The following is a 16,267-nucleotide window of genomic DNA, read 5'->3' as shown; positions in this document are numbered from 1 at the left end:
AACATTGCGTTATCATGCGCCACCTGTGAAACGCGCGATGTTGGTTTTCTTGTCATGACACTCCCGTCCGATCTGCCCCCCGAACTCTCCCACAGCGGCGTGCGCCCGGCTGATCGACTCGGATTTACCCTGTTCCTGGCTGCATTGATTCACCTGGCGCTGATCCTCGGCCTGGGTTTCACCATGGTCGAGCCCAAGCAGATCACCAAGACCCTGGAAATTACCCTCGCCACGTTCAAGAGCGAAAAAAAGCCCGAGAAGGCTGACTTTCTCGCCCAGGACAACCAGCAGGGCAGCGGCACCCTCGACAAAAAAGCCGTGCCCAAGACCACCGAAGTAGCGCCGTTCCAGGACAACAAGGTGAATAAGATAACCCCGCCGCCGGCAGCCAAGCCTGAGGTCAAGCAGGCCACACCCAAGGCCACCGTGACGACCGTCGCGCCCAAGCCGCAAAAAGCCCCGACCCAGCGCGAAAAAACCAAGGCCGAGCCAAAACCCGAGCCCGTCAAGCCCGCCCCCACGTTCGACAGTTCGACGCTGACCGATGAAATCTCCAGCCTGGAAGCCGAACTGGCCAACGAACAACAGCTGTACGCCAAACGTCCACGTATCTACCGGCTGAATGCCGCCTCCACTATGCGCGACAAAGGTGCCTGGTATAAGGACGAATGGCGCAAGAAGGTCGAGCGTATCGGCAACCTCAACTACCCGGACGAAGCACGGCGCCAGCAGATCTACGGCAATTTGCGCTTGCTGGTGTCGATCAACCGCGACGGCACGCTGTATGAGGTGCAGGTACTGGAGTCGTCCGGCCAGCCGTTGCTGGACCAGGCCGCCCAACGCATCGTGCGCCTGGCTGCGCCTTTCGCGCCGTTTACAGGCGACCTGAACGACGTGGACCGCCTGGAAATCATCCGTACCTGGAAGTTCGCCAAGGGCGATCGCCTTTCCAGCAACTGATACGTGATGATCGTTCCTACGCTCTGCATGGGAACGATCCCCTGCGATGAGCATCAGGCTTGTCAGTTCGCCCCTCCAACGCCACACTAGCGGACATGAAAAACGTCAGCCCGACCTACCTCAAGCACCAATTCCTGATCGCCATGCCCCATATGGCCGACCCGAACTTTGCGCAGACCTTGACCTACATCGTCGAGCACACGGCCAATGGTGCCATGGGGTTGGTGATCAACCGCCCGCAAGAGCTGAACCTGGCGGATATCCTTGAGCAACTGCGTCCCGAAATCGACCCGCCAGCCCGCTGCCAAGGCGTGCCGATCTACATCGGTGGGCCGGTGCAGACGGATCGCGGTTTTGTGTTGCACCCTAGCGGGCCGAAGTTCCAGGCTACCGTCGACCTTGAAGGCGTGTCGTTGTCCACGTCCCAGGACGTGTTGTTCGCCATCGCGGACGGCGTCGGCCCTGAGCAAAGCGTGATCACCCTCGGCTATGCCGGCTGGGAAGCAGGCCAATTGGAAGCGGAACTGGCCAGCAATGCCTGGTTGACCTGCCCATTTGACGCCGAAATCCTGTTCAACACCCCCAGTGAACTGCGCCTGGAAGCGGCGGCGGCCAAGCTGCGGGTCAACCTCAGCCTGCTCACCAGCCAGGCGGGGCACGCCTGATGGCTTTGCGTTTGATCCTCGGCTTTGACTACGGCACCAAACAGATCGGCGTAGCGGTCGGCCAGGTCATTACCGGCCAGGCCCGCGAGCTGTGCACCTTGAAAGCCCAGAACGGCGTGCCGGACTGGAACCAGGTCGAAGCCCTGATCAAGGAGTGGAAGCCCGACGCGGTGGTGGTCGGCCTGCCCTTGAACATGGACGGCACCCCCAGTGACATGTGCCTGCGCGCCGAAAAGTTCGCCCGCCGCCTCAATGGCCGCTACAACCTGCCCTTCTATACCCACGATGAACGCCTCACTACCTTTGAAGCCAAAGGCGAGCGCCGCGATCGTGGCGGCCAGAAAGGCAGCTACCGCGACAACCCCGTGGACGCCATCGCCGCCGCCCTGTTATTGCAGGGTTGGCTGGACGAAAACACCGCTTTATTTGAATCCTGACTGACGCGGCTTGCCGCGTCTTTTTACGTTTGAGCCCGGGCCTTGCCTGCGCCAAGGCCTTGAAGGAGCCACCATGAGCTTGCCGAACCCCGCCGAACTGATCAGCCAGATGGCCACCCGCCTCACGGCCCATCTGCAACACCGCGCCATCAGCGAGCCACGCTTCATCGGCATTCGCACCGGCGGTGTGTGGGTCGCCCAGGCATTGCTGGAAGCACTGGGCAGCGATTCACCCTTGGGTACGCTGGACGTGTCCTTCTACCGCGACGACTTCAGCCAAAACGGCCTGCACCCGCAAGTGCGCCCTTCGGCCCTGCCGTTCGAGATCGAAGGCCAGCACCTGGTGCTGATCGACGACGTACTGATGAGCGGTCGTACCATTCGCGCTGCCATGAACGAACTGTTCGACTACGGCCGCCCAGCCAGCGTGACCCTGGTGTGCCTGCTGGACCTGGACGCGGGTGAGCTACCAATCAGCCCGGATGTGGTCGGCGCCACACTGTCGCTGGAAGCCCACCAGCGGGTAAAATTGCTCGGTCCAACGCCGCTCGCACTCGAACTGCAAGACCTCGCCCTTTAAACCGCCTTGTAAAGAGTCCCCGCGATGACGCCTTTAGATGCCAAGCGCCCGCTGCAGCTCAATGCTCAGGGTCAGTTGCAACATTTCTTGTCCCTCGACGGTTTGCCCCGCGAACTGCTCACCGAAATCCTCGACACCGCCGACTCGTTCCTCGAAGTCGGTGGCCGCGCGGTGAAGAAGGTCCCGCTGCTGCGCGGCAAGACCATCTGCAATGTGTTCTTCGAGAACTCCACCCGCACCCGCACCACCTTCGAACTGGCAGCCCAGCGGCTGTCAGCTGACGTGATCACGCTGAACGTGTCCACGTCGTCGGCCAGCAAGGGCGAAACCCTGCTCGACACCTTGCGCAACCTGGAGGCTATGGCCGCTGACATGTTCGTGGTGCGCCACGGCGACTCCGGCGCCGCGCACTTCATCGCCGAGCACGTGTGCCCGCAGGTCGCAATCATCAACGGCGGCGACGGCCGCCACGCCCACCCGACCCAGGGCATGCTCGACATGCTCACCATCCGTCGGCACAAGGGCAGCTTTGAAAACCTCTCGGTAGCCATCGTCGGCGACATCCTGCACTCGCGGGTCGCGCGTTCGAACATGTTGGCCCTCAAAGCCCTGGGTTGCCCGGATATCCGCGTGATCGCGCCGAAAACCCTGCTGCCCATCGGTATCGAGCAGTACGGCGTGAAGGTCTACACCGACATGGCCGAAGGCCTCAAGGATGTGGACGTGGTGATCATGCTGCGCCTGCAACGCGAGCGCATGGCCGGTGGCCTGCTACCGAGCGAAGGCGAGTTCTACCGCCTGTTCGGCCTGACCACCGCACGCCTGGCCGGCGCCAAGCCGGACGCCATCGTGATGCACCCTGGCCCGATCAACCGTGGCGTGGAGATTGAGTCGGCGGTAGCCGACGGCCCGCAATCGGTCATTCTGAACCAGGTCACCTACGGCATCGCCGTACGCATGGCCGTGCTGTCCATGGCCATGAGCGGGCAAACCGCGCAACGTCAATTCGAGCAGGAGAACGCCCAGTGAAGCTCAGCATCCTCGGCGCCCGCGTCATCGATCCGGCCAGTGGCCTGGATCAAGTTACCGATTTGCACCTGGACGCCGGCAAGATCATTGCCATCGGCGCCGCCCCAGCAGGTTTCAGCGCAGTTGAAAGCATCGACGCCAAAGGCCTCGTTGCCGCGCCTGGCCTGGTAGACCTGAACGTCGCCCTGCGCGAACCGGGCTACAGCCGCAAAGGCAACATCACCAGCGAAACCCGCGCCGCCGCTGCCGGTGGCGTGACCAGCCTGTGCTGCCCGCCGCACACCAAGCCGATCCTGGATACCTCGGCGGTGACCGAACTGATCCTCGACCGCGCCCGCGAAGCCGGCAATTGCAAAGTGTTCCCCATCGGTGCCCTGAGCAAAGGCCTGGAAGGCGAACAACTCGCCGAGCTGATCGCCCTGCGCGACGCCGGTTGCGTGGCTTTCGGTAATGGCCTGGAGAGCTTTCGCAGCACCCGGACGCTGCTGCGCGCCCTGGAATACGCGGCCACCTTCGACCTGACGGTGATCTTCCACTCCCAGGACCGCGACCTGGCCGAAGGCGGCCTGGCCCATGAAGGCGCCGTGGCCAGCTTCCTCGGCCTGCCGGGCATCCCGGAAACCGCCGAAACCGTGGCCCTGGCCCGCGACCTACTGCTAGTGGAACAAAGCGGTGTACGCGCGCACTTTAGCCAACTGACCAGCGCACGCGGTGTGGCGCTGATCGCCCAGGCCCAGGCCCGTGGTTTGCCGGTAACGGCGGATGTGGCGCTGTATCAGCTGATTCTGACGGATGAGGCGCTGATCGACTTCTCCAGCCTGTACCACGTGCAGCCTCCGCTGCGCACCCGTGCCGACCGTGACGGTTTGCGTGCGGCGGTGAAGTCGGGTGTGGTATTGGCGATCTCCAGCCATCACCAGCCCCACGAGCGGGATGCCAAGCTGGCACCGTTTGGTGCGACAGAGCCTGGCATCAGCAGCGTCGAGCTGCTATTGCCGCTGGCGATGACCTTGGTGGAAGACGGTCTGTTGGACTTGCCGACGCTGCTGGCACGCTTGAGCGCCGGCCCGGCCGAGGCCTTGCGTCTACCGGCGGGCAAGTTGGCGGTGGGTGCGCCGGCGGACCTGGTGCTGTTTGACCTGAGCAGCTCGACGGTGGCCGGGGAGCATTGGTTGTCCAAGGGCGAAAACTGCCCGTTCATCGGCCATAGCCTGCCGGCGGCGGTGCGCTACACCGTGGTCGACGGGAGAATCACCTACCAGGCCTAAAGCGGGCACGGTAAAAAATGTGGGAGCGGGCTTGCTCGCGAATGCGGAGTGTCAGTCGACAAATTCGTCACTGATCCACCGAATTCGCGAGCAAGCCCGCTCCCACATTTGGTTTTGCATAGGCCTCTAGATGTTCAGCGACCGCCATTGCGCTCAGCATTACGAATCGAAATCTGCGTATTCAACGTCCAGAAGTCATACAGCACCCCTACCAGGAACAAGCCGCCGGTCAGCAGGTAGATCAGGCCGGTGATCCATTTGCCTTGGTACATACGGTGCACACCGAACACCCCCAGGAACGCCAACAGAATCCAGGCGACGTTGTATTCGATGGGCCCGGCGGTAAAACGCAGGTCGGCTTCACGGTCCATGGCCGGGATCAGGAACAGGTCGATCAGCCAGCCGATGCCCAGCAGGCCGAAGGTGAAAAACCAGATCGTGCCGGTGACGGGCTTGCCGTAATAGAAGCGATGCGCCCCGGTAAAACCGAAAATCCAGAGCAGGTAACCGATCACTTTGCTATGGGTGTCTTGCTGGGAATAATCCTGTCGATAGGTGTTCATCGCGTACCTCTTTTGCCTCGATAGATAAATTTTTTCATTTTCTTTGTGACTTTTTTACGGGCGCCCGACGTACGGCTAATGGTATCTTCCCACCCCTCAAAGCCTTATCCCACCTGACTTGTGTAGGACAATTGCGGCGAATCGTCGCGTTTTTCCTGATTTTGACGTCAAGGTTCAGTCGACAAACGGCCTGAGAACGACACAAAAAGCTGTTATAAAGTTGCGCGCAAACCCATAAGAGCCACGCCTAATGCGACCATTTTTCAAGACATGGCTAACCATCTGCCTATTAATGCCACTGGCCGCCCACGCCACCAATCGTGAGCAACGACTTCCGAACGTCAACGGTTTCACCCCTAAAGTCCACAGCACGCCAAGTACTGCCAAGGCGACCAAGCTGACCGTCAACCGCCCGACTCAACTGAGCAAGGCCCACAACGGCAAAGCCGTTTCCGGCCTGGTCGGCGTCAACACCAAGCAAAGCAGCAACGTCCTCAGCCGCGCCGTTAACGTGCTCGGTACTCCTTATCGTTGGGGCGGCAGCAGCCCAAGTAAAGGGTTCGACTGCAGCGGCTTGGTGAAATATGCGTTTAATGACGTCAAAGCAGTGGATTTGCCCCGCACTTCCAATGCCATGGCTGCCGGCCACGGGTTGAAAGTTGACCGCAAGGACTTGAAGCCGGGCGACCTTTTGTTCTTCAAACTCAAGAGCCGCCAGGTCAACCACGTTGCCATTTACCTGGGCAACGACCGCTTTATCCACGCACCGCGTCGTGGCAAGTCGGTGAGCATCGACACGCTGAAAAAACCGTTCTGGGACAAGAACTACGTAATTGCCAAGCGCGTGCTGCCTAAAGAGCAGAACAACCTGCGGGTCGTTCAGCGCTGATTTCGGGCTGAACTCCCACATCTGTTTTCATCGCCCGTAAGAACTCAAATGTCGGCAGGCACCCTCGCCTGCCCTCGCGCCTCTTCCCGACTGACTACCCCCTCGCTCACCAACCCCTTCAAGCTCATATCCAACGTCTTCATCCCCAGCGCCCCACCCGTCTGGATCGCCGAGACCATCTGCGCCACCTTGTCCTCACGGATCAGGTTCCTAATCGCCGGGGTGCCCAGCATGATTTCATGCGCCGCCACGCGCCCGCCGCCGAGTTTCTTGACCAGCACCTGGGACACCACGGCCTGCAGCGATTCCGACAACATCGAGCGGACCATGGTTTTTTCCCCCGCAGGAAACACGTCCACCAGCCTGTCTACGGTCTTTGCCGCCGAGGTGGTGTGCAGCGTGCCGAATACCAGGTGACCGGTCTCAGCCGCTGTCAGGGCCAGGCGGATGGTTTCGAGGTCACGCAACTCGCCCACCAGGATCACATCCGGGTCTTCCCGCAGCGCCGAACGCAAAGCGGCCGAAAAGCTATGGGTGTCGCGATGCACCTGGCGCTGGTTGATCAGCGCGTTCTTTGGCGTGTGGATGAACTCGATGGGGTCTTCGAGGGTGAGGATGTGCTGGCGGCGATGCCTATTGAGGTAATCGATCATCGCCGCCAGGGTGGTGGACTTGCCCGAGCCGGTGGGCCCGGTCACCAGCACCAGCCCCCGTGGCAGTTGGGCGATACGTTGGAACACTTCCCCCAGCCCCAGGTCTTCCAGGCTCTGCACCTGGCTGGGAATGGTGCGAAACACCGCGCCCATGCCCCGATCCTGCTGAAACACGTTGGCCCGGAACCGCGCGACACCGGGCAGTTCGAAGGCAAAGTCTGTTTCAAGAGATGTTTCGAAATCCTTTTGTTGGTATTTGTTCAGCAAAGGGCAGAGCAGATCTGCCACCTCAGGTGCTGACAGTACCGGCCAATCCTGCGGCCAGACCTCGCCATCCACCCGCAGCATCGGCGCCAGGCCCGCGGACAGATGCAGGTCGGAGGCGCCACGGCGCACGCTGGCCGTCAGCAGTTCAGTGATATCCATAGGGCTTTCCATTTCCAGTAGAATGCCGCGGACTCCATATCCACGGGCGCATCTTGAATGTCGACGATAGCAGACAACATCGGCCTGGTTAGCCAGCGCATCCGCGCCGCGGCCGACGCCGTGCAACGCGACGCAAACAGCATCCACCTGCTGGCCGTGAGCAAAACCAAACCCGCACAAGCCGTGCGCGAAGCCTATGCTGCCGGGATGCACGACTTCGGCGAAAACTACCTGCAGGAAGCCTTGGGCAAACAGGCGCAATTATCTGACCTGCCCTTGAGTTGGCACTTCATCGGCCCCATTCAATCGAACAAGACGCGCGCTATCGCCGAGAACTTCGCTTGGGTGCATTCCGTGGACCGCCTCAAAATTGCACAACGCCTGTCCGAACAACGCCCGGCCGACCTGGACCCGCTGAACATCTGCATCCAGGTCAATGTCAGTGGCGAATCCAGCAAGTCCGGCTGTACGCCCGCCGACCTGCCGGCCCTGGCCAACGCCATCAGCGCATTGCCGCGCTTGAAGCTGCGTGGCCTGATGGCAATCCCCGAGCCGACCGAAGATCGCGCCGCGCAAGATGCGGCCTTCGCCACGGTTCGCGAGCTGCAAGCCAGTTTGAACCTGCCACTGGACACACTTTCCATGGGCATGAGCCATGACCTTGAGTCGGCCATTGCCCAAGGCGCCACCTGGGTGCGGATTGGTACCGCCCTGTTTGGCGCCCGCGACTACGGCCAGCCATGAAATGGCTGACTTCCATCTGAGTAAGGACCTGTCATGAGCAACACGCGTATTGCCTTCATAGGCGCCGGCAACATGGCGGCCAGCCTGATCGGTGGCCTGCGGGCCAAGGGCCTGGACGCTGCACAGATCCGTGCCAGCGACCCGGGTGCCGACACCCGTGCCCGCGTCAGCGCCGAGCACGGCATTGAAACCTTTGCCGACAACGCCGAGGCCATCCAGGGCGTCGACGTGATCGTCCTGGCGGTGAAGCCACAGGCCATGAAAGCCGTGTGCGAAAGCCTGCGCCCTAGCCTGCAGCCGCACCAACTGGTGGTGTCCATCGCCGCCGGCATCACCTGCGCCAGCATGACCCAGTGGCTCGGCGCCCAGCCCATCGTGCGCTGCATGCCCAACACTCCGTCGCTGCTGCGCCAGGGCGTGAGTGGCCTGTACGCCACTTCCGCCGTCAGCGCCGCGCAACGTGATCAGGCCCAGGAGCTGCTGTCCGCCGTGGGCATCGCCTTGTGGCTGGAGCAGGAGCAGCAACTGGATGCGGTCACCGCCGTGTCCGGCAGCGGCCCGGCGTACTTCTTCCTGCTGATCGAGGCCATGACCGCCGCTGGCGTGAAACTGGGCCTGCCGGCGGAAGTCTCCAAACAACTGGCCGAGCAGACTGCCTTGGGCGCCGCGCACATGGCCGTGTCCAGTGATGTGGACGCAGCCGAGTTGCGCCGTCGCGTGACGTCGCCAGGCGGCACCACACAGGCGGCCATCGAGTCGTTCCAGGCTGGGGGCTTTGAAGCCCTGGTAGAAAAAGCATTGGGTGCCGCTGCGCACCGCTCGGCCGAAATGGCCGAACAACTGGGCAAATAAGGAGCCAACATGATTGGTTTGAATACCGCAGCCGTCTACGTGCTGCAAACCCTCGGCAGTCTGTACCTGCTGATCGTGCTGTTGCGTTTCGTCCTGCAACTGGTGCGCGCGAACTTCTACAACCCGCTCTGCCAGTTCATCGTCAAGGCCACCCAGCCGCTGCTCAAGCCGCTGCGCCGAATCATCCCGAGCCTGTTCGGCCTGGACATGTCGTCGCTGGTACTGGCGATCCTGGTGCAGTTGGCGTTGATGGCGCTGACCCTGCTGCTGACCTACGGCACCACCGGCAACTTCGTACAGTTGCTGATCTGGGCGATCATTGGCGTGACCGCGCTGTTCCTGAAGATCTTCTTCTTCGCCCTGATCATCAGCGTGATCCTGTCCTGGGTCGCACCGGGCAGCCATAACCCTGGCGCCGAGTTGGTAAACCAGATCTGCGAACCGGCCCTGGCGCCGTTCCGCCGCCTGTTGCCGAACCTGGGTGGCCTGGATATTTCGCCGATCCTGGCGTTCATGGTGCTCAAGTTGCTGGACATGCTGGTGATCAACAACCTGGCCGCCATGACCGGGATGCCGGAAATCCTGCGCCTGCTGATCTGACGATCCAAGGCGAGGGAGGCCCCTCCCTCGCCTTTGCTTGCCGCTAGGTGCAGCGGTCTTTAGACTTACGCCTCATTTAAACGAGAGCAGGGTCGATGCCAGCTGCCTTTCCCCCCGATTCTGTTGGACTGGTCGTGCCCCAAGTGGCGCACTTCAGCGAACCGCTGGCCCTGGCCTGTGGCCGTTCGCTGCCTGCCTATGACCTGATCTACGAAACCTACGGCCAACTGAACGCCACGGCGAACAATGCTGTGCTGATCTGCCACGCCCTGTCCGGCCATCATCACGCTGCCGGCTTTCATTCCGCCGACGACCGAAAACCCGGCTGGTGGGACAGTTGCATCGGCCCTGGCAAACCCATCGACACCAACAAATTCTTTGTGGTCAGCCTGAACAACCTCGGCGGCTGCAACGGCTCCACCGGCCCCAGCAGCCTCAACCCGGAAACCGGCAAGCCGTTCGGCGCCGACTTCCCGGTGCTTACCGTGGAGGACTGGGTGCACAGCCAGGCGCGTCTCGCCGACCTGCTGGGCATCAAGCAGTGGGCCGCCGTGATCGGCGGCAGCCTGGGCGGCATGCAGGCGCTGCAATGGACCATCACTTACCCGGATCGCGTGCGTCATTGCCTGGCCATCGCTTCGGCCCCCAAGCTGTCGGCGCAGAACATCGCCTTCAACGAAGTGGCGCGCCAGGCGATCCTTACTGACCCAGAGTTCCATGGCGGCTCGTTCCAGGAGGCCGGCGTGATTCCCAAACGTGGCCTGATGCTGGCGCGGATGGTCGGGCATATCACCTACCTGTCCGATGACTCCATGGGCGAAAAATTTGGCCGTGGCCTCAAGAGCGAGAAGCTCAACTACGATTTCCACAGCGTCGAATTCCAAGTCGAAAGCTACCTGCGTTATCAAGGTGAGGAGTTCTCGGGCCGTTTCGACGCCAACACCTACTTGCTGATGACCAAGGCCCTGGACTACTTCGACCCGGCGGCCAATCACAACGACGACCTGGCAAAAACCTTCGAACACGCCACGGCCAAGTTCTGCGTGATGTCGTTCACCACCGACTGGCGCTTCTCGCCAGCCCGTTCCCGTGAACTGGTGGATGCACTGATGGCTGCACGCAAAGACGTCTGCTACCTGGAGATCGACGCTCCGCAAGGCCACGACGCCTTCCTGATCCCGATCCCGCGTTATTTGCAGGCGTTCGGCAATTACATGAACCGAATTACTGTGTGAGAACGCCATGAGAGCCGACCTGGACATCATCCAAGAATGGATCCCCGCCGGCAGCCGCGTGCTCGACCTGGGCTGCGGCGATGGCGAACTGCTGAGCTGGCTGCGAGACAACAAGCAAGTCACCGGCTATGGCCTGGAAAACGACCCGGACAACATCGCCCAGTGCGTGGCCAAGGGCATCAACGTGATCGAGCAGGACCTGGACAAGGGCCTGGGCAACTTTGCCAGCAATAGCTTCGACATCGTGGTGATGACCCAGGCCCTGCAGGCGGTGCACTACCCGGATCGCATTCTCGACGAAATGCTGCGCGTCGGCCGACAGTGCATCATCACATTCCCCAACTTCGGGCACTGGCGCTGCCGCTGGTACCTGGCCACCAAGGGCCGCATGCCGGTGTCGGACTTTTTGCCGTACACCTGGTACAACACGCCGAACATCCACTTCTGCACCTTCGAAGACTTCGAAGCGCTGTGTGGCGAGCGTGAAGCCAAAGTGATCAACCGCTTGGCCGTCGATCAACAGCATCGCCACGGCTGGGCGAGTAAGCTATGGCCCAACCTGTTGGGCGAAATTGGTATTTACCGGGTCAGCAGCCCTGGCCTGACCGACCACAAGATTGCCGTCTAATCATTTTCAAGAGGGACGTTCATGAGTCGTTTGGCTGTTTTTCTATTGACTGCACTGCTTGGCGCCAACGCCATGGCCGCCGACGTTATCGACCCTAATCGCACGAAGGAATTCGGCGATATCACGGTGCGCTACAACACCTTCACCTCCAGCTTCCTGCAACCGGAAACCGCCCAGGCCGTGGGTGTGGTACGCAGCAAGAACAAGGGCTTGATCAACGTGTCCGTGTTCAAGGGCGTGACGCCCGTGGTGGCGCAAGTGACCGGCACCATCAAGGACTCGCTCGGCAAGAGTGAGGTACTGACCTTCAAGCAGATCACCGAAAAAGGCGTGACCAACTACCTCGCGCCTTACTCCGTGCCGCAGCAGGAGTTCAAAACCTTCACCATTAATGTTGAAACCGGCGGCAAGGCCCACGGTTTCAGTTTTGTCCAAGAACTGTTCCCGGCCGAATGATGAACCTTACCCAACTCGTACTGGCCAGCCACAACGCCGGCAAACTCAAAGAACTGCAGGCCATGCTCGGTGAGTCCGTGCAACTGCGCTCCATTGGCGAGTTCAGCCAGGTGGAGCCGGAAGAGACCGGCCTGTCGTTCGTCGAAAATGCGATTCTCAAGGCACGCAATGCTGCGCGTATCTCGGGCCTGCCAGCGCTGGCGGATGACTCCGGGCTGGCGGTGGACTTCCTCGGCGGCGCCCCTGGCATCTATTCGGCGCGTTATGCCGATGGCAAGGGCGACGCGGCCAACAATGCCAAGCTGCTAGATGCTCTCAAGGACGTGCCGGACGCCGAGCGTGGTGCGCAGTTCGTCTGCGTGCTGGCCTTGGTGCGCCATGCCGATGACCCGCTGCCGATCCTGTGCGAAGGCCTGTGGCACGGGCGCATCCTGCACGCAGCCAGCGGTGAGCACGGCTTTGGTTATGACCCGCTGTTCTGGGTGCCAGAGCGCAATGTCTCCAGCGCCGAACTGAGCCCGGCCGACAAGAACCAGATCAGCCACCGCGCCCGCGCAATGGATTTGCTGCGCCAACGCCTGAGCCTGAAATGACCCAAAACACCTCTGCGCAGCCGCTGATCCACGGCGGCGCGCAAACTCCACGGGCGGCCCTGCCCCTGCTGCCGCCCCTGGCGCTGTATATCCACATTCCGTGGTGCGTGCGCAAATGCCCTTATTGCGACTTCAACTCCCACACCGCGAGTAAAGTGCTGCCGGAAGAAGCGTATGTGGACGCCCTGCTGGCCGACCTCGACCAGGATCTGCATGCCGTCTACGGCCGCGAGCTGAGTTCGATCTTCTTTGGCGGCGGCACGCCGAGCCTGTTCAGCGCCGCTGCGCTGGGGCGTTTGCTCAAAGGTGTGGAAGCACGCATTGTGTTTGCCCGTGATATCGAGATCACCCTGGAAGCCAACCCTGGCACCTTCGAACAAGAGAAGTTCGTGGCGTATCGCAAGCTGGGGATCAATCGGCTGTCCATCGGCATCCAGAGTTTCCAGCAGGAGAAACTTGAAGCCTTGGGGCGCATCCATAACGGCGATGAAGCCGTGCGCGCCGCCGGTATGGCGCGCCAGGCCGGGTTTGATAACTTCAATCTGGACCTGATGCATGGTTTGCCCAACCAGTCCCTGGATGACGCCCTGGGCGATCTGCGCCAAGCCATCGCCCTCAAGCCGACGCACTTGTCCTGGTATCAGCTCACCCTGGAACCCAACACGGTGTTCTGGAACCAGCCACCCGCGCTGCCGGAAGACGACACCCTGTGGGATATTCAGGAGGCCGGCCAGGCGCTGCTCGCCGAGCACGGGTACGCGCAATACGAAGTGTCGGCCTATGCCCAACCCGGTCGCCCGGCACGGCATAACCTGAATTACTGGAGCTTTGGCGACTTCATCGGTATCGGCGCCGGCGCCCACGGCAAGCTCAGCCACCCGGACGGGCGCATCGTGCGCACCTGGAAAACCCGTGCGCCCAAGGACTACCTCAACCCGGCCAAAAGCTTTCAGGCCGGCGCGAAGGAACTGACCAACGAGGAGCTGCCGTTCGAGTTCCTGATGAATGCCTTGCGCCTCACCGATGGCGTCGACGCCAAGCTCTACGCCGAGCGCACGGGGCTGGACCTGGCGAGCCTGGATGAAGGCCGTAAGGATGCCGAACAAAGTGGCTTAATGCAGGTCGAACCGTCACGCCTGGCGGCGACCGACCGCGGGCAACTCTTTCTCAATGACCTGTTGCAGAAGTTTTTGAGCTGATCGCTCTAAGGAAATCGAATGGATTTGGTACTCGACCTGCTCGCCACCGTATCCCGCTGGAGCCGCAGCAACCTTTCGGAAATCTCCCTGGCCCTTGTCGGCTGTTTGCTGGTGCTGTTTGGCGCCGACATCAAGGGCTGGGTAGAAGCACGCCTGGGCAGCATCGCCGGCGCGTTGCGCGTACCGCTGATGGCGTTGGTGTGCATGATTGGCAGCGGCGCGGCGTTGATCTATGCCACACCGTGGATTGTGCGGGGGTTGAGCCAGTTCAATAACTACAGCCTGGCGCCGGTGTTGGTGGTCGTATTGGTGCTGATTGGCGTAGTCGCCGACCGCCGCTGACCTTAAGCCCAACACAGTTACAAATGTGGGAGCGGGCTTGCTCGCGAATGCAGGTTGTCAGTCGATACATGTGTGACTGATCCACCGCATTCGCGAGCAAGCCCGCTCCCACATTTTGACCGTATTCCAAGCCAGTGGCTTGTCAGTCGACTTTCTCGAACTTCAAATCCCAAACCCCATGCCCGAGTCGCTCACCGCGACGTTCGAACTTGGTGATCGGCCGCTCAGCCGGGCGTGGCACACATTTGCCGTCTTCGGCGATGTTGCGGTAGCCAGGGGCCACGTTCATCACTTCCAGCATGTATTCCGCATACGGTTCCCAGTCGGTGGCCATGTGCAGGATGCCGCCCACTTTCAGCTTGCTGCGCACCAGTTCCGCGAAGGAAGCCTGGACGATGCGGCGCTTGTGGTGACGGGCTTTGTGCCACGGATCGGGGAAAAACAGCATCAGGCGGTCGAGGCTGTTGTCGGCGATGCAGCGGTTGAGCACTTCGATCGCGTCGCAGTCATACACACGCAGGTTGGTCAGGCCTTGGGTCAGCACGCCATTGAGCAGCGCGCCGACACCTGGGCGGTGAACTTCCACACCGATGAAATCCTGCTCCGGCGAGGCCGCCGCCATTTCCAGCAAGGAGTGACCCATGCCAAAACCGATTTCCAGGGAGCGTGGGGCCGAACGGCCAAACACCTGGTCATAGTCCACCGGCTCATCGGCCAGGGGCAATACGAACAGCGGCGTACCTTGCTCCAGGCCCTTCTGCTGGCCTTCGGTCATGCGACCGGCGCGCATCACAAAACTCTTGATGCGGCGGTGCTTGGACTCGTCGCCCTCTTCCAGGGTGTTCGGCGTTTCGTTTGATTCAGTCATCAATGGCTCTTACTTGATCAGACCATCCAGCGGCGAGGAGGCGCTGGCGTAGAGTTTTTTCGGCATGCGACCGGCGAGGTAGGCCAGGCGGCCCGCGACGATCGCATGTTGCATGGCTTGGGCCATCATGATCGGTTGCTGGGCGTGAGCGATGGCCGAGTTCATCAGCACCGCATCGCAGCCCAGTTCCATGGCGATGGTCGCGTCGGAGGCCGTGCCCACGCCCGCATCCACCAACACCGGGATCTTGGCTTCTTCGAGGATGATCTGCAGGTTGTACGGATTGCAGATACCCAGGCCGGAACCGATCAGGCCGGCCAGTGGCATCACGGCGATGCAGCCGATTTCGGCCAGTTGGCGGGCGATGATCGGGTCATCGCTGGTGTAGACCATCACGTCGAAGCCTTCCTTGACCAGTGTCTCGGCGGCCTTGAGGGTTTCGATCACGTTGGGGAACAGGGTTTTCTGGTCGGCCAGCACTTCCAGCTTCACCAGGTTGTGGCCGTCGAGCAGCTCACGCGCCAGGCGGCAGGTGCGCACGGCTTCGATGGCGTCGTAGCAACCGGCGGTGTTCGGCAAGAAGGTGTAGCGATCCGGCGACAGCACTTCGAGCAGGTTCGGCTCGCCTTCGATCTGGCCCAGGTTGGTGCGGCGCACGGCGAAGGTGACGATTTCGGCACCCGAGGCTTCGATGGCCAGGCGGGTTTCTTCCATGTCGCGGTACTTGCCGGTGCCGACCAACAGACGGGACTGGTAGGTACGACCGGCCAGGACGAAGGGCTTGTCGCTACGAACGATGCTCATTGGAAATCCTCGAAATGGGGTGAGGTTCTGCAGAATCCGGGGCTCTTGAAAAAGCGGGACTAACCGCCGCCGATGGCGTGGACCACTTCGACGCTGTCACCTTCGGTGAGCGTGGTCTCGGCGTGCAGGCTACGCGGGACGATATCCAGGTTGAGTTCCACTGCGACGCGACGCCCGGTCAGGTCCAGACGGGTCAGCAGGGCCGCAACGGTTTCACCGTCGGGCAGTTCAAAGGATTCGCCGTTCAACTGAATGCGCATGCCACGGGCCGCCATCGTTTTTAGGGGCCCGCATTCTAGCCCGATTGACGTTGCCGGCCCAAGCCCCTTGGTCAGGCAGTCTGCAGGCGCCACGCCGCCAGGCCGAGGAAAAACCACCCCAGCAGGAACGCCAGACCACCAAACGGCGTGATGATGCCCAGCTTGCTGAAACCTGTCAGCGTCAACACATACAGGCTGCCGGAGAACAACAGGATA

The 16,267-nt window shown here is 61.5% G+C and carries 22 protein-coding genes; 16 read left to right on the top strand and 6 right to left on the bottom strand.

All coding sequences use genetic code 11. The annotated features are described in order from the left end of the window. The first annotated feature begins 54 nt into the window (after positions 1-54). The 6 genes from HF257_RS27375 (at position 55) to HF257_RS27350 (ending at position 4,939) form a co-directional block, all read left to right on the top strand. Positions 55-960, top strand: coding sequence for an energy transducer TonB (locus tag HF257_RS27375; protein ID WP_185709136.1), 906 nt, complete (start codon positions 55-57; stop codon positions 958-960). A gap of 95 nt (positions 961-1,055) precedes the next feature. Then, positions 1,056-1,625, top strand: a complete 570-nt coding sequence (locus HF257_RS27370; RefSeq protein ID WP_185709306.1) for a YqgE/AlgH family protein — start codon at positions 1,056-1,058, stop codon at positions 1,623-1,625. Next, positions 1,625-2,062: a Holliday junction resolvase RuvX gene (ruvX, locus tag HF257_RS27365; protein WP_003195067.1), complete on the top strand. Its 438-nt coding sequence runs from the start codon at positions 1,625-1,627 to the stop codon at positions 2,060-2,062. The genes HF257_RS27370 and ruvX overlap by 1 nt, the downstream gene beginning before the upstream one ends. A gap of 73 nt (positions 2,063-2,135) precedes the next feature. Beyond that, complete coding sequence (pyrR, locus tag HF257_RS27360) at positions 2,136-2,642, top strand: bifunctional pyr operon transcriptional regulator/uracil phosphoribosyltransferase PyrR (protein WP_185709135.1); 507 nt, start codon at positions 2,136-2,138, stop codon at positions 2,640-2,642. Positions 2,643-2,666: 24 nt separating this feature from the next. Continuing rightward, complete coding sequence (locus tag HF257_RS27355) at positions 2,667-3,671, top strand: aspartate carbamoyltransferase catalytic subunit (RefSeq protein ID WP_010207224.1); 1,005 nt, start codon at positions 2,667-2,669, stop codon at positions 3,669-3,671. Next, positions 3,668-4,939: a dihydroorotase gene (locus HF257_RS27350; protein ID WP_185709134.1), complete on the top strand. Its 1,272-nt coding sequence runs from the start codon at positions 3,668-3,670 to the stop codon at positions 4,937-4,939. The genes HF257_RS27355 and HF257_RS27350 overlap by 4 nt, the downstream gene beginning before the upstream one ends. A 134-nt stretch (positions 4,940-5,073) precedes the next feature. Here HF257_RS27350 and HF257_RS27345 read toward each other — a convergent pair whose 3' ends face one another. Continuing rightward, entirely contained in the window at positions 5,074-5,502 is a 429-nt protein-coding gene (locus tag HF257_RS27345; RefSeq protein WP_185709133.1) for an NINE protein, read from the bottom strand. Between the two features lie 250 nt (positions 5,503-5,752). Here HF257_RS27345 and HF257_RS27340 point away from each other — a divergent pair, with 250 nt between their 5' ends. After that, entirely contained in the window at positions 5,753-6,391 is a 639-nt protein-coding gene (locus tag HF257_RS27340) for a C40 family peptidase (protein WP_185709132.1), read from the top strand. 44 nt (positions 6,392-6,435) lie between these two features. Here HF257_RS27340 and HF257_RS27335 read toward each other — a convergent pair whose 3' ends face one another. Next, positions 6,436-7,470 (bottom strand): type IV pilus twitching motility protein PilT, encoded by a 1,035-nt coding sequence (locus HF257_RS27335; protein ID WP_185709131.1) that lies wholly within the window; start codon positions 7,468-7,470, stop codon positions 6,436-6,438. A gap of 57 nt (positions 7,471-7,527) precedes the next feature. Between HF257_RS27335 and HF257_RS27330 the strand changes: the two genes are divergently transcribed. The 9 genes from HF257_RS27330 (at position 7,528) to HF257_RS27290 (ending at position 14,119) form a co-directional block, all read left to right on the top strand. Further along, a complete protein-coding gene (locus tag HF257_RS27330; RefSeq protein WP_185709130.1) occupies positions 7,528-8,214 on the top strand; it encodes a YggS family pyridoxal phosphate-dependent enzyme in 687 nt (228 codons plus the stop codon). A gap of 33 nt (positions 8,215-8,247) precedes the next feature. Further along, entirely contained in the window at positions 8,248-9,066 is an 819-nt protein-coding gene (proC, locus tag HF257_RS27325) for a pyrroline-5-carboxylate reductase (protein ID WP_185709129.1), read from the top strand. 9 nt (positions 9,067-9,075) lie between these two features. Beyond that, positions 9,076-9,666, top strand: a complete 591-nt coding sequence (locus tag HF257_RS27320; protein WP_185709128.1) for a YggT family protein — start codon at positions 9,076-9,078, stop codon at positions 9,664-9,666. Positions 9,667-9,761: 95 nt separating this feature from the next. Continuing rightward, entirely contained in the window at positions 9,762-10,901 is a 1,140-nt protein-coding gene (gene metX / locus HF257_RS27315; RefSeq protein ID WP_185709127.1) for a homoserine O-succinyltransferase MetX, read from the top strand. A 7-nt stretch (positions 10,902-10,908) separates the two neighbouring features. Next, positions 10,909-11,529: a methionine biosynthesis protein MetW gene (gene metW / locus HF257_RS27310; RefSeq protein ID WP_105521094.1), complete on the top strand. Its 621-nt coding sequence runs from the start codon at positions 10,909-10,911 to the stop codon at positions 11,527-11,529. Between the two features lie 21 nt (positions 11,530-11,550). Next, positions 11,551-11,985 carry a DUF4426 domain-containing protein gene (locus HF257_RS27305; protein ID WP_159960660.1) on the top strand — a complete coding sequence of 145 codons (435 nt, stop codon included), beginning with the start codon at positions 11,551-11,553 and terminating at the stop codon, positions 11,983-11,985. Further along, positions 11,982-12,578 (top strand): RdgB/HAM1 family non-canonical purine NTP pyrophosphatase, encoded by a 597-nt coding sequence (gene rdgB / locus HF257_RS27300; RefSeq protein ID WP_105697147.1) that lies wholly within the window; start codon positions 11,982-11,984, stop codon positions 12,576-12,578. Before HF257_RS27305 ends, rdgB begins: the two co-directional genes overlap by 4 nt. After that, positions 12,575-13,777 carry a radical SAM family heme chaperone HemW gene (gene hemW / locus HF257_RS27295; protein ID WP_233081515.1) on the top strand — a complete coding sequence of 401 codons (1,203 nt, stop codon included), beginning with the start codon at positions 12,575-12,577 and terminating at the stop codon, positions 13,775-13,777. Before rdgB ends, hemW begins: the two co-directional genes overlap by 4 nt. 18 nt (positions 13,778-13,795) lie before the next feature. Further along, positions 13,796-14,119 (top strand): DUF3392 domain-containing protein, encoded by a 324-nt coding sequence (locus HF257_RS27290; RefSeq protein WP_016972961.1) that lies wholly within the window; start codon positions 13,796-13,798, stop codon positions 14,117-14,119. A gap of 142 nt (positions 14,120-14,261) precedes the next feature. Here the strand turns inward: HF257_RS27290 and trmB are convergent, their stop codons facing one another. The 4 genes from trmB to HF257_RS27270 all read right to left on the bottom strand — a co-directional run. Further along, a complete protein-coding gene (trmB, locus tag HF257_RS27285; RefSeq protein ID WP_185709126.1) occupies positions 14,262-14,987 on the bottom strand; it encodes a tRNA (guanosine(46)-N7)-methyltransferase TrmB in 726 nt (241 codons plus the stop codon). 9 nt (positions 14,988-14,996) lie between these two features. After that, on the bottom strand, positions 14,997-15,791 hold the full coding sequence (locus tag HF257_RS27280) for a thiazole synthase (protein WP_181282511.1): 795 nt from the start codon (positions 15,789-15,791) through the stop codon (positions 14,997-14,999). Between the two features lie 59 nt (positions 15,792-15,850). Next, positions 15,851-16,051, bottom strand: a complete 201-nt coding sequence (gene thiS, locus HF257_RS27275) for a sulfur carrier protein ThiS (RefSeq protein ID WP_185709125.1) — start codon at positions 16,049-16,051, stop codon at positions 15,851-15,853. A 71-nt stretch (positions 16,052-16,122) separates the two neighbouring features. Beyond that, the coding region (locus HF257_RS27270; protein ID WP_185712129.1) for a DUF423 domain-containing protein at positions 16,123-16,267 on the bottom strand (145 nt) is incomplete at its 5' end.

The organism is Pseudomonas cremoris (genome assembly GCF_014230465.1).
This window is presented reverse-complemented; position numbering and strand designations above follow the sequence as displayed.

What these genes read in the sequence shown, in the direction of transcription:
- HF257_RS27375 (WP_185709136.1), top strand. Translation starts at nt 55, where the DNA reads ATGACACTCCCGTCCGATCTGCCCCCCGAACTCTCCCACAGCGGCGTG.
- HF257_RS27370 (WP_185709306.1), top strand. Translation starts at nt 1,056, where the DNA reads ATGAAAAACGTCAGCCCGACCTACCTCAAGCACCAATTCCTGATCGCC.
- ruvX (WP_003195067.1), top strand. Translation starts at nt 1,625, where the DNA reads ATGGCTTTGCGTTTGATCCTCGGCTTTGACTACGGCACCAAACAGATC.
- pyrR (WP_185709135.1), top strand. Translation starts at nt 2,136, where the DNA reads ATGAGCTTGCCGAACCCCGCCGAACTGATCAGCCAGATGGCCACCCGC.
- HF257_RS27355 (WP_010207224.1), top strand. Translation starts at nt 2,667, where the DNA reads ATGACGCCTTTAGATGCCAAGCGCCCGCTGCAGCTCAATGCTCAGGGT.
- HF257_RS27345 (WP_185709133.1), bottom strand. Translation starts at nt 5,502, where the DNA reads ATGAACACCTATCGACAGGATTATTCCCAGCAAGACACCCATAGCAAA.
- HF257_RS27340 (WP_185709132.1), top strand. Translation starts at nt 5,753, where the DNA reads ATGCGACCATTTTTCAAGACATGGCTAACCATCTGCCTATTAATGCCA.
- HF257_RS27335 (WP_185709131.1), bottom strand. Translation starts at nt 7,470, where the DNA reads ATGGATATCACTGAACTGCTGACGGCCAGCGTGCGCCGTGGCGCCTCC.
- HF257_RS27330 (WP_185709130.1), top strand. Translation starts at nt 7,528, where the DNA reads ATGTCGACGATAGCAGACAACATCGGCCTGGTTAGCCAGCGCATCCGC.
- proC (WP_185709129.1), top strand. Translation starts at nt 8,248, where the DNA reads ATGAGCAACACGCGTATTGCCTTCATAGGCGCCGGCAACATGGCGGCC.
- HF257_RS27320 (WP_185709128.1), top strand. Translation starts at nt 9,076, where the DNA reads ATGATTGGTTTGAATACCGCAGCCGTCTACGTGCTGCAAACCCTCGGC.
- metX (WP_185709127.1), top strand. Translation starts at nt 9,762, where the DNA reads ATGCCAGCTGCCTTTCCCCCCGATTCTGTTGGACTGGTCGTGCCCCAA.
- metW (WP_105521094.1), top strand. Translation starts at nt 10,909, where the DNA reads ATGAGAGCCGACCTGGACATCATCCAAGAATGGATCCCCGCCGGCAGC.
- HF257_RS27305 (WP_159960660.1), top strand. Translation starts at nt 11,551, where the DNA reads ATGAGTCGTTTGGCTGTTTTTCTATTGACTGCACTGCTTGGCGCCAAC.
- rdgB (WP_105697147.1), top strand. Translation starts at nt 11,982, where the DNA reads ATGATGAACCTTACCCAACTCGTACTGGCCAGCCACAACGCCGGCAAA.
- hemW (WP_233081515.1), top strand. Translation starts at nt 12,575, where the DNA reads ATGACCCAAAACACCTCTGCGCAGCCGCTGATCCACGGCGGCGCGCAA.
- HF257_RS27290 (WP_016972961.1), top strand. Translation starts at nt 13,796, where the DNA reads ATGGATTTGGTACTCGACCTGCTCGCCACCGTATCCCGCTGGAGCCGC.
- trmB (WP_185709126.1), bottom strand. Translation starts at nt 14,987, where the DNA reads ATGACTGAATCAAACGAAACGCCGAACACCCTGGAAGAGGGCGACGAG.
- HF257_RS27280 (WP_181282511.1), bottom strand. Translation starts at nt 15,791, where the DNA reads ATGAGCATCGTTCGTAGCGACAAGCCCTTCGTCCTGGCCGGTCGTACC.
- thiS (WP_185709125.1), bottom strand. Translation starts at nt 16,051, where the DNA reads ATGCGCATTCAGTTGAACGGCGAATCCTTTGAACTGCCCGACGGTGAA.